The sequence below is a fragment of the Saprospira grandis str. Lewin genome (genome assembly GCF_000250635.1).
Classification (GTDB): Bacteria; Bacteroidota; Bacteroidia; order Chitinophagales; family Saprospiraceae; genus Saprospira; species Saprospira grandis.
Map to the genome: position 1 here is coordinate 710,312 of NC_016940.1, position 14,240 is coordinate 724,551.

A 14,240-nucleotide genomic window follows, 5' to 3' on the forward strand; every position below is an offset into this window, starting at 1 on the left:
AAAATTTAAAAATGCACATGCACCTCTTCCAAAGAGAGCTCAAAAGAGAGGATACTATGTCCAGGAATATCTGGAGCTAGGCCCTGCTCGCCATAAGCTAGGCGAGAGGGCAAAATAAATACAGCTTGGCTGCCCACATACATCTTTTGGCTAGCGAGCTGAAAGCCGGGGATGGTCCCAGAAAGGGGCAACATATCGGCAGCGCTGCTATCAAAGCTGTTGTAGAAAGTGGCCCCTTGCCAAATTTGGCCCTTATAGCGCAACTCTAGCGTAGAAGAAATATCGGGCTGATCTTTAAGGGTATCTGGCTCTTGCAAAAAGTAGAGGAAATAACCCGCTTCGGGATCTTCATAATAGTCGATTCCCGCCTGCTCTAAAAAGCTTCTGATTTCGTTCCGCTCGTTGATCCAGCGTTCTTCGCTGGCCTTTTCGCAGGCGGCAAAAAGCAAACTACTGATCAACAAAGTGATCGCTAATATTTTGTTCATGATCATCTTCTTTATACAATTGGAAAATCTTTTCCAAGACAACATAGTTTACCACCAGGCTTACAGGAACAGAAACCAGCAGGCCCACAAAAAGCAGCAAAGTGCCTAGAATATTGATGCCAATGATGAGGAAAAACAGCCCGACAAAAGTCAGGAAATTTTTCTGGACCAATTTGCGGCTAGCCTCTAGCGACTCCCAGATGCCAAAATCTGCTATGGTTAAAATCACCTGACCTAGAGTATAAGAAAAGCTCAGGTAAAGCGTACCAAAAAAGCCTGCAATCAAAAGGCCAATGCTCAGGCCGCTCAGCTGGGGCATATAAAACTCGCCAGTTTGGGCGATCTCCTGCATCAGTTGAAACTCCGCTATAATATTATCTTGAAAAAAGAGGCTCGCTATAGCAGGCATGAGCGGCAAATAGATCAAAATCGTTAGCAAAAACTGATAGCCGATCAGCTTGCCAGCCTTTTTATGGCCATCCATAAAGAGATTGAAGGAAAAAGGCTGGCCTCTTCGGATAGCCTGGGCTGCATAATAATAGCCCGGCAACCAAAGGGCCGAAAAAAAGAGAGAGACCAGATTGTCTAGGCCCGGAGCAATAGCACTGGCCAGACTAGAAGCGCTGCCGCTAACAATAAGGTAGATAATCATAAAGCCAATAAACTCTCCCATTTTGGCTTTAACGGTTTCATAGGCCTGACTGAGGACCTCGGAGGGGGAAAAATCATAGCCTTTTTCTAAGGCCTGATTCAATCGATCTTCAAAGTTGATCATTGATGGTCAATTTTAATGGTTAATGGGGTTGATTTTACGGTCTTCAAAAGACAAGAACGCCTTTTTTAGTTCCTGCTCTAAATTTTCTTTTTCTTCCTCTGATAAAAAGCTATATCGAATACTATTAAAAGAGAGTTGTTTAAAGTCTTCATAGCTCAACTGGCTATTTTGGGCCAAAAGGCAATACTCCTGACTCAGGCTAGTAGCCAAAAGGGCGGGATCATCGCTAGCCAGTACAATAGGTACTTCTGCCGCTAAATAAGTAGAAAATGGATGTTGCTCGGCAGGAAGGCCCAAGATAAAGGCATTGCTCGTCAGCAGTAGCTCTAAGGGAATAGCTCGCTCTTTCATCATTTGCAAACAAGCGGCTGCATCCCTTTCTAGCGGCAAGCCCACCCCATGCCCAATGCGCTTAGCGCCGAGCTGGATCGCCTGCTCAATGGGGTTTTGGTAAGGGCGGCCGGCCAAAATATCGGGCCGAAGCTCTCCAGCATGTAGGGCCAAAGAAACGCTTGGAAATAGTTGTTTGAGGTATCGAAGCGCCTGCATTTGGCCCTCAAATTCTGCCTGAGAGAGCTCGGCATGTTCTGGCCCAACCAAATTGACAGCCAGCACCCAATCTGATTGTTGGGCCAACTGAAAGGCCAGATAAAGTTGGGCAAAAACCATGGGCAAGGGGTAGGTCCGCACCGCATACCATTGTAGACCAAGCTGAGCCTTGGGCCCTTCTAAGGCCTGATAATCGGCTTGCCAGCCCGCTATTTCGGCCAATACTTCTTGAATTAAGTCTTCTATTCCGTAGTGGAGCAGACTTTGGGTCCAGCCCTCAAAATTGGCGGGCTGGCTGCTCCAGCCTTGGGTCCAGCTCCAGAGCTCTTGCCGGGCTGCGGGGGCCTCAATGAGGGTTTCGACATACAGGATGTTTTCCGCTGCGGCCTGCTGGGCAATTTGGCCCAGCCAATAGCCCTCTTGGCCCTGAAAGATGGGGGCGATTTTCCCAAAGAAGTTGAAAAATTGCTGGGCACGCCCTTCCTTGCTGGCCCCTTTTATCGACCAGTTGGCGAGCATTTCGCTTTTATTGTAGCTATAGAGGGGCAAAAAACCAGGCTGGGCGCTGGCCGACAGCTGCCCCTCTGCATTGGCCCAAAAGCGGCCCCCTTTGGCCCAGATGGCCTCGGGCAAGAGTGCCCCCAAAGCATGATGATGAATGTCGCCTCCTTTCGGAAAGGCCTCGAAAAAAGCCGTTAAGGCCTTGGCCGAAGAGCGAATACTGGCAAAATACTGAGCCGTTTTGGAGCAAGTAGACATCTTTGTTCTTATTGTTTTAACCCTAGCTTAAGTTCATTTTGGCCCAAAATAATGAAAAAGCGTTTACCTTTGCCCCATATTTGGCCCCAAAGCAGGATTTTCTTGTGGCGAAGCCGCCGCAGCAACCTACAGTAAAAAGGGCCGAAGGCCCGCCGGCCTAGGGGCCTGAAAGGGTGCCGCGCAGCGGCAGACCCAGCCAGCTTGCTGGCGCAGGGCCGAGCAGACCTGCGAGCCCTGTAAGGGCCCGCAGCAGCTTGCTGCTGAGGCCCCAAAACCTCCTAAAACAGCATTTCAAAACTCTTTAGATTATAGCATGAAAGCAAAAAAAGTAGCCGACTCGAAAACGGTCATGACCGAAATGATTATGCCCAACGACACCAACCCCATTCACAACCTGATGGGCGGCAACCTAATGCGATGGATGGATGTGGCCGCTGGTATTTGTGCCGGCCGACATTGCGAGAGCTATGTGGTGACCGTGGCGGTGGACCATGTGTCTTTCCAAAAACCAATTCCCCTAGGCGATGTGATTACCCTACAATGTAGCGTAACTCGCGCTTTTTCTACCTCCGTAGAGGTCTATGTCGAGGTCTTTTCGGCCGATATTAAAGGCGGGAATATGCGCCGCTGCAATGATGCCTATTTCACTTTTGTGGCCGTAGATGATGAGCGCAAACGCCCTCGGGAGGTCCCGCAGGTGCTTCCCCTAACTGCAGAACAAGAAAAACGCTATGAGGAGGCCCTGCGCCGCCGAGAAATGCGCTTGCTGTTGGCCGGCAGAATTAAGGCCGAGGAAGCCACCCAGCTTCGCCAATTCCTTTTTGAAGATTAACCGATGAACAGCTACTTTTTGAGTGGCTGTTTTTTTTTGGGGCTGCCCACTCGCTTCGCTCGGGTCGGGCTATGCGGGGGCTCGCTGCTCGCTCGGCCCATCGCTTTTTTTCGCTGCGCTCAAAAAAGCTCGGTCTGGCCTGCGGCCACCCCCTACTATCCCTCAGCCGAGGCCCTTCGGGCCTGCAAAACCGTTTATTTGGACCAAGAACTTACCAGTTCCCAAAGGCCTTATTAAAGACATCCTCAATAATTTGAGCATAAATCTCTTCTACCAACTGGCTCTCTACCGAAGAAATATCTACCTCGGCCGAAAAATCAGAAAAGCGGCTAAAGCTCTGCTCCCAGTTTTTGGCCTTATCCGTATTGTCTCTAAAGGCAATATTGAGCTTAATCGTTAGCCGCTGCAAACTCACCGTAGCCTCCGGCTGTGGAGCAATTGAGCTCACCTCATAACTAGTCACAGCCCCAGAAAACTGAATATCTCCCTTGTTAGGGCTAAAACTTAAGCGAGTGTCATTCATGACCCGCTCCTTAATTTGCTCAGAGAACTGCTGCCCCAAAGTAGGGGGCGCATTGCCTGCTGTCGTTTCAAATTGCTGGACCGAAAAGGTCTTTACCTCCTGACTGATATCCCAATCATTAAAACGGATGGTGCAATTGCTCACAAAAACTAAAGATAAAACGGATAAGAGCGCCCAAAACCTTGGCATATTATGAATTTTAAACTAAATTGCGAAATCTATATATAGAGCAAGATAACCAATATACTATTGGATAATTACTTCACACAAAAATAAGAAAAACCTGCATGAAAAAGATCGCAGTGGCTTACGGAGACGGTATTGGACCGGAAATTATGGAGGCCGTACTCAAAATTATGAAAGCAGCTGGTGCTGAATTGGAATATGAAACCGTCAAAATTGGTAAAGAGGTCTATCTCTCTGGCCAAGAATCTGGCATTGATCCCTCTGCTTGGGATACGTTCCGCGAGACTGGCGTTTTCCTCAAAAGCCCCATTACCACCCCTCAAGGAGGGGGCTACAAAAGCCTAAACGTAACCATTCGCAAAACCTTGGGCCTCTTTGCCAATGTGCGCCCCGTTAAGGCCTATACGCCTTATGTGCACAGCCACTTCCCCACTATGGACGTTGTGGTGGTCCGCGAAAATGAAGAGGATCTTTATGCAGGTATTGAGCACCGCCAAACTTCTGAGGTCTTCCAATGCCTCAAGTTGGTCTCTCGCCCCGGTAGTGAAGCCATCATCCGCTACGCTTTTGAGTACGCCAAAGCCAACGGCCGCAAGAAAGTGACTTGTATGTCTAAGGATAATATCATGAAGATGAGCGACGGTATGTTCCACCAAACCTTTAATGAGGTGGCCAAGGAATATCCCGAAATCGAAGCCGAACACTGGATCATTGATATCGGATCTGCCCTTTTGGCCGACCAACCCGAGCGTTTTGATGTGGTGGTTACCCTGAACCTCTATGGCGATATCATTTCTGATATTACCGCTCAGGTAGCAGGTTCTGTTGGACTTGGCGGTTCTTCTAATGTAGGAGAAAACTTCGCCATGTTTGAGGCCATCCACGGTTCTGCTCCCGATATTGCAGGTAAGGACATTGCTAACCCCTCTGGTTTGCTCAATGGCGCTTGCATGATGTTGGTCCACCTTGGCCAAGCTGAAGTAGCCGCTAAAATCCAAAACGCCCTTATGGTGACCCTAGAAGACGGTATCCATACTGGCGATATCTACACTGAAGGTAGCAGCAAGCAAAAAGTAGGTACCCAAGCCTTTGCTGATGCTGTTATTGAGCGCCTTGGCCGTATTCCTAGCCAACTCAAAGAGGTGAGCTATGATGCCAATGCCAAGCCCGTACAGGCTAAACGCCCCACAGTGAGCCGCGTGAAAAAAGAATTGGTAGGTATCGATGTATTTTTGGAGTGGGCTGGCGAAAATGGCGAGCGCAACCCCAATGTTTTGGGCCAAAAACTCGAAGCCTTAGCCCAAAATGGTCTCCGCCTCAAAGCCGTGACCAACCGTGGCCAAAAGGTCTACCCCAACGGTCGCCCAGAGACCTTCTGTACCGACCACTGGCCTTGCCGCTTCATCAGCCCAGAGGGTGCCGCTAGCTACGAAAGCGTTTTGGGCCTCCTCCAACGCCTACATGCCGAAGGCTTTGATGTTGTAAAAACAGAAAACCTCTACAACTTTGATGATGAGCGCGCTTACTCGCTCTCTCAAGGAGAATAATTAAGCGGTCTCCGCTAAAACCAAAAAGGGCCAAGCAATTGCTTGGCCCTTTTTTTATGCTCTTCCAGAAACCGCAGCTCCTATTCCTCTTTTCTAGCTAAAAGATGCTCAAATTGAGGGGCAGTCAAACTGCGCATAAAGGCTTCTAGATCATCCATTTCTTGCTCCGTTAGGCCCAAAGGCTCTCTCAAAAGCGTGTCTCGGCCAATAGCGTGCGGACGAAAAGCATCGGGGGTATTGTAATACTCTATTACTTCTCTTAAGGTCTTAAAGCTTCCGTCATGCATATAGGGAGCCGTCACGGCAACATTACGCAAACCAGGCACCTTAAATTTACCCAAATCATTGCTGTCTTTGGTCTCAGAAAAACGCCCGACATCATTAAACTCCTGCCCATTGTAGGTCCCAATATTCTTAAACTCATCGCCCGTCATGTCTGGACCAAAATGGCAGTCAAAGCACTTTCCCTTTACATTAAAGATCTCTATGCCTCGCATAGCAGATGCCGAAATGGCCGAGCTATCGCCATCCGCAAATTGGTCGTAGGCAGAGCCTGTCTCTAGGCTTTCTTCATAAGCCGCAATGGCCAAACCCAGGTTCTCTTTGGTCAATCCTTCTTCTGGATAAAGGGCCGCAAAAGCAGCCGAATAATATTCATCGGCCATTAAACGCGCAATGGCAGAGTCTATAGGCAGGTTCATCTCTACGGGGTTCTCTATTGGCCCAAGGGCCTGCTCGGCCAAGGTGGCCGCTCGCCCATCCCAGAAAAAGATCTCTCGAGAGAGCATGTTCATGGCCGAAGGCGTGTTCCGATCGCCTAAAGCTCCAGCAACACCCTTACTTAAAGCCGAGGTATCGGCAAAGGCGTATTCTGGCAAATGACAAGAAGCACAACTAATTGTTCGGTCCAATGACAAAATGCTATCAAAGAATAAACGCTCGCCCAATTCTACCGCATCAGTCGGCAAGGCTGGGGTTAAAGGAAGTGGCTGTATTTCCTCAGCTTTGGGGATAAAGAAAAATAGACTGCTCAATATGATGGCAGTAAAGCTCATTATTTTCATATCATCGGTGATTTTCTAGTACAAAGATAAGGCAACTACCTAAACTTTTAGGTGATAAAGATGACCTATCTATTTCACTATTCAATACAAAAATAAGGCTAAAAGAGCAGAGCAAAAAATATAGGCCCTCCTTTAGAATTGGTCTTAAACCAATGCTCGCTAAAGCCCGCAAAAAAGGCCCTTAGTACATCTTACTAAGGGCCTTTTAGGCAGCTGATTAAGCTTGTAGATAAAGCGCGCCAGCCTCTACATAGGCCAGATATTGCGCATAAGAAGGGAAGGAAGGCGAGGGTTGAAATTCTTCCTCGCTCTTCACGGTCGTTCTCCGAATTCGGCTGGCTTTGGCATTGGGGAAGCCCGCTTTTTTCAAGGCCGCTAGCCATTCGGCTTCCGACCAAATGACCATGGCGGTCGGTAGGTTTTTGGCCCAAACATGAGAAGCTTCATTCTCGGCAAAGAACTCAATCATGATGGCCAAACGACCCTCCGCTTTCAATACTCTGCGGATTTCAGCCAATCCCTGATGGGGGTCCTCCAAATAATATAAGGCTTCTACCGAAAGGACATGGCTAAAACTATCATCGGCCCAAGGCAAGGCCTCTATGCTGCCTACTTGCAGATCGGCTGTAGGTACATTTTTTTTTGCCTCGGCAATCATTTTATCCGATACATCTAATCCAGCTAAGGCCTTGGCGCCCCAATTCTGCACCAAAGACAAAGCCCGTCCATTACCACAACCGAGGTCCAAAACAGCCTCTACTTCCTCCCAATTCCAGTCGGTTTTTAAGGGCTGCAATAAGGGGTCGTGCCCCAAGGCCATGCGCTCGCCTCTTTCGGTGCCCGCCCAGCTATTAAATAAGGTATTCACTTTCTGATGCTGTTCCGTTTTCATGCTTTGCTATTTTGCTGTTTATTCTATAATTTTTTTGGGGCCTCAGCAGCAAGCTGCTGCGCTATGTTGCGCAGCTCGCAGGTCTGCTCGGCCCTGCGGCCTGACGGCCTTGGTCTGCGGCTGCGCCGCACTGCTCCACAGCGCTAGGCCTGGCGGCTTGCAGCCGCTAGTGGCCTTCGCCCCTTCGGGGCTCAGCTGTAGAAATGGCCATCAACAGTCGGCCAAGCTACAAGGACTCCCCTCTAGCTCAAAGGCAAGGGTGACATGAGAGAGGCCCTTTTCTTTTAGGCCCGCTTCTAGTTTGGCCTTTATGGGCAGAAGGTCCTCCAGCTGCTGATGAGCTTGGTCTACCACCAAATGCACTGAGAAAATATGCGACTGCCCATCCATGGTCCATAAATGTAAGTCGTGTAGGTCCAAAACGGCAGGCTCGGCCAATAAAAAGGCCTTGATTTCATCCGTATCTATGTTGGCAGGAGTGGCTTGTAGGAAAATCTCAAAGGTTTGGCCCAAGGTCTTGGATACATTATATAAGATATAAAGGGCCAAAACAATAGACATCAGCGGATCTAGCCAATACCACTCAAAAAAGTAGATGCCCAAAGAACCCACAAACACAATCAGCCAGCCCATGACATCTTCTAATAGGTGAAGGCGCACGGCTTTGGCATTTAGCGAATCGCTATCCTTTAGACTAAAGACGGCCCAACCATTAACGAGCATGCCCAAAATGGCAAAGCCCAACATGCCCAAACCGTTACTAGCTTCTGGGGCCATAAAGCGAGCAATAGCCGCCCAAAGGATGCCCAAAGAACCCAAAACCAGAATAGAAGCCGTAATTAAGGCTCCTAAAACAGAATAGCGCTTGTGGCCAAAGCTATATTTCTTGGTCCGCCCCTTATCGGCATAGCGCTCCAGGCCCCAAGCGATGCCTAGCGCTAGACTATCGCCAAAGTCATGCAAAGCATCCGATAAAATAGCGACGCTATTGGTCCAAAAACCACCAAATAGCTCCAAAATCGCAAAGCTGAAGTTAATCAGAAATGCACGGCCCATGTTTTCACTATCCCCATGATGGTGATGATGGTGATGATGCCCATGGCCACAACCGCCATGATGATGATGATGCCCTGACATAGATAATCTTTTATCGGCCCATATACACCAAAAGAATAGAGATATCACTGGCCGAAACCCCACTAATGCGGCTAGCTTGACCAATACTGCCCGGACGAATCCGGCTTAGTTTCTCTTGCCCTTCTGCCGATAGGCCCTGAATTGCATGATAATTAAAGTTTTCGGGCAGACGAACCGACTCTAGGCGGTTCATTTTTTCTACCTGTTCTTCTTCTTTCTTAATGTAGCCCGCATATTTGGCCTTGATCTCACTATACTCCACAAATTCCTTGGGGTATTGGTCCAAAACCGCCTTGAGCTCTGGCAAATGCTCGGCCAAGGCTTCTGCATTGACTTTGGGGCGGAGCAAGACCTTCATGAGCTTAACCGGCTGGCGCAAAGGGGCAGAGCCCAAGCTATCTAAATAGCTATTGATGGCCTCTGGACGCACACTATAGCTTTTCATAAATTCACTAATATCTCGCTCAGCGGCTTCTTTGGCTCGTACTCTTTGCATCCGCTCTTCTACATCCATACCCAAGGCCTGGGCAATGGGCGTAAGGCGAATATCTGCATTATCTTGGCGAAGCAAGATGCGGTATTCGGCCCGAGAAGTAAACATCCGATAAGGTTCGTTGGTCCCTTTGTTGATCAAATCATCAATCAAAACGCCAATGTAGGCATCCGAGCGTTTAAGGACAAAAGGCTCTTCTTCACGGACCTTGCGGATGGCATTGATGCCCGCCATTAGGCCCTGACAAGCCGCCTCCTCATAACCCGTGGTGCCGTTAATTTGGCCCGCAAAGTAAAGCCCATCCACTAGACGAGTTTCTAGGGTTTGCTTTAGCTGCGTAGGCTGAAAGAAATCATATTCGATGGCATAGCCAGGGCGGAACATCTTGGCCTGCTCAAAACCGGGAATGAGGCGCATGGCCTTAAACTGTACATCTTCGGGCAAAGAGCTAGAGAAGCCATTGAGGTAAATCTCGGCGGTGTTCCAGCCTTCGGGCTCCACAAAGAGCTGATGTCGATCTCTTTCTGAGAAGCGGTCAATTTTATCCTCAATAGAGGGGCAATAGCGGGGACCTAGGCCCTGTATCCGCCCATTGAACATAGGCGAGCGGCTAAAGCCTTCTTTCAAACATTCATGGACCTTCTTATTGGTATAACCAATATGACAGGGTCGTTGTTCTTTGAGCTCTGGCGTATCGGTATAAGAGAATTTTCCTGCGGGTTGGTCGCCTTCTTGGACCTCTAGGGCCGACCAATTGATGCTGCGGGCATCAATGCGGGGCGGGGTCCCCGTTTTCATGCGGCTGGCTTCAAAACCAAGCTCTACTAATTGTTCCGTAATGCCTTTGGCTGCTCGTTCTCCAGCACGGCCGCCCCCCATTTGCTTTTCTCCGATATGGATAAGACCGTTGAGGAAGGTCCCATTGGTAAGGATAACCGTTTTGGCGGGAATTTCTAGGCCCAAAGAAGTGCGGATACCCACTGCCTTTTTATCCTTAACGACAATTCCGGTGACCATTTCCTGCCAGAAGTCGATATTGGGATGTGCTTCTAGCATCAGCCGCCATTTTTCGGCAAAGCGCATACGATCGCTTTGGGCGCGGGGGCTCCACATGGCGGGTCCTTTTGATCGGTTGAGTAGGCGGAACTGGATCATGGTATGGTCCGTCACAATGCCAGAATAGCCATTGAGGGCATCGATTTCTCGAACGATTTGCCCTTTGGCCACCCCGCCCATAGCGGGATTACAAGACATTTTGGCGATGGTTTCCATATTCATGGTGGCCAACATGACTTTGGCCCCTAGGTTGGCGGCAGCTACAGCGGCTTCGCAGCCTGCATGGCCGGCACCAACAACAACGACATCATAAGTATCAAAAATCATAAGTTAGTTTCTTCTTTTAGTTTGGGCGGGCTCCTTTTGGCGTCCTACAGGCGGCGAAGCCGCCGCAGGCCTAGCTGCCTGTAAGGGTGGCCGAAGGCCAGACCGAAGCGCGCAGCGCTGAAGGGCCGAGCAGACTTGCGAGCCCTGCAAGGGAGCGGCCGCCGCAGGCGGCAGGCCCCAAATTAACCACAAAGATACTCAAGAAGTTTGAGTTAGTCGAGAATGCTCTATTTCTTTTTATAGGAGAGCAGGATAACGAGGGCCGAAAAGTAGAAAGGCAGGGCGGGAATTTTGTAACGGGCCAGGGCGCCAAAGTTCATAGAGGTAAAGCCGACGGCAAAGGCAAAAATGATGGCAAAGATCAGGCAAAACAGGACCGTAGGATCTTTGAAAAGGGCCTTTAGGGTGCTGAGCACCCCTACTCGGAAGAAGACATAGAGGGTAAAAAAGAGCGTAAACAGGGCCTCGGCGGCAGAGGGGAGCACAATGACTTTTCGAGCCTCCCAGGGGTAAGGGCGAAAGAGGCTCACATTGACGGCGGCGGGAAAGGTTTTGAGCATGCCCATTAGGGTAGGTTCTACCATACCGAGGCTATAGCCGGTTCCCCCATCGCGCTCGGTACTGACCGACAGCCACCATTGGGTACGGACCACCTCGACCATCATGTTTTCTAGGGCAAACTTCTCGGAGATGCTGCCCAATTGCATAAGGGCTAGGGCGCCAAAGGCGGTTCCAAAAACGAGGAGGACGGGCCCCATCAGCATCCGAAGCGTCTTATTTTCGATCTTCTCCTTATATAAAAGGGTAATCCAGACTAGGGAGGCGGGCATCAGGGCCAGGGCGATATAGGCCTTAATCACGGCGGCATAATACAGGCCGATAATCAGGGCTAAAATGGGTAAGATATATCCTCTATTTCGTTTATAGACTAAAAAATAGAGCCCATACACAAACATCCCTAGGCCTGCGAGAGAGAGGGGGTCCTTCATCACCCCCGTTCCCCAAAAGCAGAGCGAGGGCACATAAAGCACGGCAATGGCTAGGGGGAGGTGTAGCTTGGGGTAGATATCGGTAAAGACGCGGTAGAGCATCCAATTTCCTAAAAAGGCCAGGGTAGTGATGCCGAAAGAGGTGCCGATAAAAGAACCGAAACTAAAGAGGCTAAAAAAGCCGCCTGTGCGGATAACGGCAGCGGCAGAATTTTGCCGAAAAAGCAAATGGTAGGTCAGGGCGTCTTTGGCTTCTCCAGAGTAATTATCATAATTCGAGACAATCATTTCTAGGCCCGTAATGGGCGACCTAAAAAAGGCATTAAAGATATCGACCACCCCTTGATAATAATAAAAGGTATCGCCATAGCCATAATAATACTGATACATCAAGGCCGTTAGGAAAGCCCCTGCAAGGCGAAACCAAAGTGCGGGTAAAAAGTATCGGCGGACGATAGGGTCTTTATATCGCCAATTTCGAAATGCCCAGAATCCCCCTGTGTAGATCAGGATAAAGAAAGGCAGCAGCAAAAAGTCGATCGTAGTCAGAATAGGGACTAATCCTAGGCAGGCGGTGGGTAAGGGCATTTGGCTAAAGCCTTAATAAAATTCGAGAAAAGTAATAGAAAGTCTGTACTTTGCGCCCAGTTTTCTGGACAGACAAATTTAAGTAAAAAAGCATGGCGAAACAGGCAAATGCAAAAAAAATAGGGATCGTCCTCAACACGGCCTGGAACATAGTAAACTTTCGTTTGGGGCTCATCAAGCAATTGATTGCCGATGGACATGAGGTAGTGGCCATTGCCCCCGCCGATGAATACGTTCCTCAAATAGAGGCCTTAGGGGCTCGTTTCCTGGCTTTAAATCAGCTAGAGCGCAAGGGCAGCAACCCTTTAAGAGAGATGAAACTCTGTCGAGAACTCTACAAAGTCTTTAAGCAGGAACAGCTTGATTTGGTTTTGCTCTATACCATCAAGCCCAATATCTATGGGGCTTTGGCGGCAAAATGGGCGGGCATTCCGAGCATTTGTACCGTGACGGGTTTGGGCTATACCTTTTTGCATGACAATATGGTCAGCAAATTGGCCCAACGATTATATAAGTATGCCTTTAAAAGGGCCAGTTGGGTAGCTTTTCAGAACCGTGATGATCGGCAGCTTTTTATTGATCGGGGTTTAGTGGCCCAAGAAAAGAGCTTGCTCATTCCGGGTTCGGGCATCAACACCCAAGTTTTTGCCCCAGTAGAGCAGCAAGACAAGGGGGCGGGCTTTAGCTTTTTGTTTGTGGGCCGTTTGCTCAAGGACAAGGGCGTAAATGAGTTATTGGAGGCTGCTCGGCAGTTGCAGCAGGCCCAGGCCGATGCACAAATTTGGGTAGTGGGTGCTATGGACCCCGACAATCCCGCCTGTATTTCTGCCGAGACCTTGGCGCAGGCCCAGGCTTTGGGCAATTTGCAATATTTTGGCCGTTCCGATAAGGTCAAAGACTTTATTGGGCAGGCCGATGTGGTGGTCCTCCCCTCCTACCGAGAAGGTCTGCCCCGAGTCATGCTCGAGGCCCTAGCCATGGGCAAGGCCGTCCTGACTACCGAAGTAGCGGGCTGCAGAGAAACCGTAGAAGAGGGCCAAAATGGCTTTATGGTCCCTGCTAAAGATGCCGATTCCTTGGCCAAGGCGATGCTGAAGATGTATCAACTGCCCAAAGAGCAATTAGAAAAGATGGGGGCCAAGGGTCGAGAAATGGCCCTCGAACGATTTGACGAACAAATCATTATACAACATTACAAACGGCTCATTAAGGAGCTCTAAGGACAAAAAAAGGGCAAAAGCGGACTAGAGGACAAAAAATAATAGTAGCTTTGCCAAAAATTATTACGTAATATGTTTTACCATCTTGGTCGCTATTTCATGCTCATGAAGAGTATGTTTAGCAAACCCGAACGGTTTTCTATGTACTGGAAAGCCACCGCTCGGCAGATGAATGATATCGGTGTGGGATCGCTCATCATTGTGGGCTTGGTCTCTATTTTTATTGGGGCGGTAACGGCCGTTCAATTTGCCTATCAGTTGCAGGCCTCTTCTATTCCGCCCTATTATGTGGGCTATATCGTTCGAGATATTATGATTATTGAGTTGGCGCCTACTTTTTCTTGTTTGGCTTTGGCCGGAAAAGTGGGGTCGAACATTGCTGCTGAAATTGGCGGGATGCGTCAAAAGGAGCAAATTGATGCCTTAGAAGTAATGGGCGTTGATACGGCGGCTTATTTGATTGCGCCAAAAATCATTGCTGCCGTTGTGGTGATTCCGATGTTGGTCATTCTTTCGGCCTTTATGGGCATGATGGGGGGCTATTTGGCCTGCGTCATTGGCCAATTGGTCACTATTGCCGACTTTATGCAGGGGCTCCGCTCTTTCTTCATTCCTTACAATGTTTTCATGATGGAGGTCAAGGCTTTTGTCTTTGCCTTTCTGCTTACCTCTATCTCTTGCTACCAAGGCTATTTCGTTAAGGGCGGTAGCATTGAGTTGGGCAAGGCGAGCACCTCGGCGGTAGTCATTAGCAATATCATGATTTTATTGGCCGATTACGTCATTGCCCTTTTGATGACCTAATCCATCTGGCG

The 14,240-nt window shown here is 49.1% G+C and carries 13 protein-coding genes; 4 read left to right on the plus strand and 9 right to left on the minus strand.

Annotated features, from left to right (window positions below):
* Positions 1 to 5 precede the first annotated feature (5 nt).
* Genes SGRA_RS03070 through SGRA_RS03080 form a run of 3 tightly spaced genes read right to left on the minus strand, consistent with a single transcriptional unit; the run spans position 6 to position 2,571 of the window.
* The gene (locus SGRA_RS03070) at positions 6 to 488 is read right to left on the minus strand and encodes an FKBP-type peptidyl-prolyl cis-trans isomerase (protein WP_041329463.1); all 483 of its coding nucleotides are present in this window, start codon (positions 486 to 488) and stop codon (positions 6 to 8) included.
* Entirely contained in the window at positions 451 to 1,263 is an 813-nt protein-coding gene (locus SGRA_RS03075) for a hypothetical protein (protein WP_014373693.1), read from the minus strand. Before SGRA_RS03075 ends, SGRA_RS03070 begins: the two co-directional genes overlap by 38 nt.
* Before the next feature lie 12 nt (positions 1,264 to 1,275).
* Positions 1,276 to 2,571, minus strand: a complete 1,296-nt coding sequence (locus SGRA_RS03080; protein WP_014373694.1) for an adenosine deaminase family protein — start codon at positions 2,569 to 2,571, stop codon at positions 1,276 to 1,278.
* A 313-nt stretch (positions 2,572 to 2,884) separates the two neighbouring features.
* On the opposite strand from SGRA_RS03080, the gene SGRA_RS03090 reads away from it, so the two are divergent.
* Positions 2,885 to 3,403, plus strand: coding sequence for an acyl-CoA thioesterase (locus SGRA_RS03090; protein WP_014373695.1), 519 nt, complete (start codon positions 2,885 to 2,887; stop codon positions 3,401 to 3,403).
* Positions 3,404 to 3,614: 211 nt separating this feature from the next.
* Here SGRA_RS03090 and lptE read toward each other — a convergent pair whose 3' ends face one another.
* Positions 3,615 to 4,115, minus strand: a complete 501-nt coding sequence (lptE, locus tag SGRA_RS03100; protein WP_014373696.1) for an LPS assembly lipoprotein LptE — start codon at positions 4,113 to 4,115, stop codon at positions 3,615 to 3,617.
* 98 nt (positions 4,116 to 4,213) lie between these two features.
* Here lptE and SGRA_RS03105 point away from each other — a divergent pair, with 98 nt between their 5' ends.
* A complete protein-coding gene (locus SGRA_RS03105) occupies positions 4,214 to 5,659 on the plus strand; it encodes an NADP-dependent isocitrate dehydrogenase (protein WP_014373697.1) in 1,446 nt (481 codons plus the stop codon).
* Positions 5,660 to 5,739: 80 nt separating this feature from the next.
* Here SGRA_RS03105 and SGRA_RS03110 read toward each other — a convergent pair whose 3' ends face one another.
* The 5 genes from SGRA_RS03110 to SGRA_RS03135 form a co-directional block, all read right to left on the minus strand.
* Positions 5,740 to 6,723, minus strand: coding sequence for a cytochrome-c peroxidase (locus tag SGRA_RS03110; RefSeq protein ID WP_014373698.1), 984 nt, complete (start codon positions 6,721 to 6,723; stop codon positions 5,740 to 5,742).
* Positions 6,724 to 6,940: 217 nt separating this feature from the next.
* A complete protein-coding gene (locus SGRA_RS03115; RefSeq protein WP_014373699.1) occupies positions 6,941 to 7,615 on the minus strand; it encodes a class I SAM-dependent methyltransferase in 675 nt (224 codons plus the stop codon).
* 210 nt (positions 7,616 to 7,825) lie between these two features.
* Positions 7,826 to 8,752: a cation diffusion facilitator family transporter gene (locus SGRA_RS03120; RefSeq protein WP_050981156.1), complete on the minus strand. Its 927-nt coding sequence runs from the start codon at positions 8,750 to 8,752 to the stop codon at positions 7,826 to 7,828.
* 10 nt (positions 8,753 to 8,762) lie between these two features.
* Positions 8,763 to 10,625 (minus strand): tRNA uridine-5-carboxymethylaminomethyl(34) synthesis enzyme MnmG, encoded by a 1,863-nt coding sequence (gene mnmG, locus SGRA_RS03125; RefSeq protein ID WP_041329825.1) that lies wholly within the window; start codon positions 10,623 to 10,625, stop codon positions 8,763 to 8,765.
* 230 nt (positions 10,626 to 10,855) lie between these two features.
* Positions 10,856 to 12,205, minus strand: coding sequence for a hypothetical protein (locus SGRA_RS03135; protein ID WP_014373703.1), 1,350 nt, complete (start codon positions 12,203 to 12,205; stop codon positions 10,856 to 10,858).
* A gap of 92 nt (positions 12,206 to 12,297) precedes the next feature.
* Between SGRA_RS03135 and SGRA_RS03140 the strand changes: the two genes are divergently transcribed.
* Positions 12,298 to 13,425, plus strand: a complete 1,128-nt coding sequence (locus SGRA_RS03140; protein ID WP_014373704.1) for a glycosyltransferase family 4 protein — start codon at positions 12,298 to 12,300, stop codon at positions 13,423 to 13,425.
* Between the two features lie 72 nt (positions 13,426 to 13,497).
* The gene (locus tag SGRA_RS03145) at positions 13,498 to 14,229 is read left to right on the plus strand and encodes an MlaE family ABC transporter permease (protein ID WP_014373705.1); all 732 of its coding nucleotides are present in this window, start codon (positions 13,498 to 13,500) and stop codon (positions 14,227 to 14,229) included.
* The last annotated feature ends 11 nt before the right edge of the window (positions 14,230 to 14,240 follow it).

Coding starts and splice junctions, on each gene's coding strand:
- SGRA_RS03070 (WP_041329463.1), bottom strand. CDS start 488: ATGAACAAAATATTAGCGATCACTTTGTTGATCAGTAGTTTGCTTTTT.
- SGRA_RS03075 (WP_014373693.1), bottom strand. CDS start 1,263: ATGATCAACTTTGAAGATCGATTGAATCAGGCCTTAGAAAAAGGCTAT.
- SGRA_RS03080 (WP_014373694.1), bottom strand. CDS start 2,571: ATGTCTACTTGCTCCAAAACGGCTCAGTATTTTGCCAGTATTCGCTCT.
- SGRA_RS03090 (WP_014373695.1), top strand. CDS start 2,885: ATGAAAGCAAAAAAAGTAGCCGACTCGAAAACGGTCATGACCGAAATG.
- lptE (WP_014373696.1), bottom strand. CDS start 4,115: ATGCCAAGGTTTTGGGCGCTCTTATCCGTTTTATCTTTAGTTTTTGTG.
- SGRA_RS03105 (WP_014373697.1), top strand. CDS start 4,214: ATGAAAAAGATCGCAGTGGCTTACGGAGACGGTATTGGACCGGAAATT.
- SGRA_RS03110 (WP_014373698.1), bottom strand. CDS start 6,723: ATGAAAATAATGAGCTTTACTGCCATCATATTGAGCAGTCTATTTTTC.
- SGRA_RS03115 (WP_014373699.1), bottom strand. CDS start 7,615: ATGAAAACGGAACAGCATCAGAAAGTGAATACCTTATTTAATAGCTGG.
- SGRA_RS03120 (WP_050981156.1), bottom strand. CDS start 8,752: ATGTCAGGGCATCATCATCATCATGGCGGTTGTGGCCATGGGCATCAT.
- SGRA_RS03135 (WP_014373703.1), bottom strand. CDS start 12,205: ATGCCCTTACCCACCGCCTGCCTAGGATTAGTCCCTATTCTGACTACG.
- SGRA_RS03140 (WP_014373704.1), top strand. CDS start 12,298: ATGGCGAAACAGGCAAATGCAAAAAAAATAGGGATCGTCCTCAACACG.
- SGRA_RS03145 (WP_014373705.1), top strand. CDS start 13,498: ATGTTTTACCATCTTGGTCGCTATTTCATGCTCATGAAGAGTATGTTT.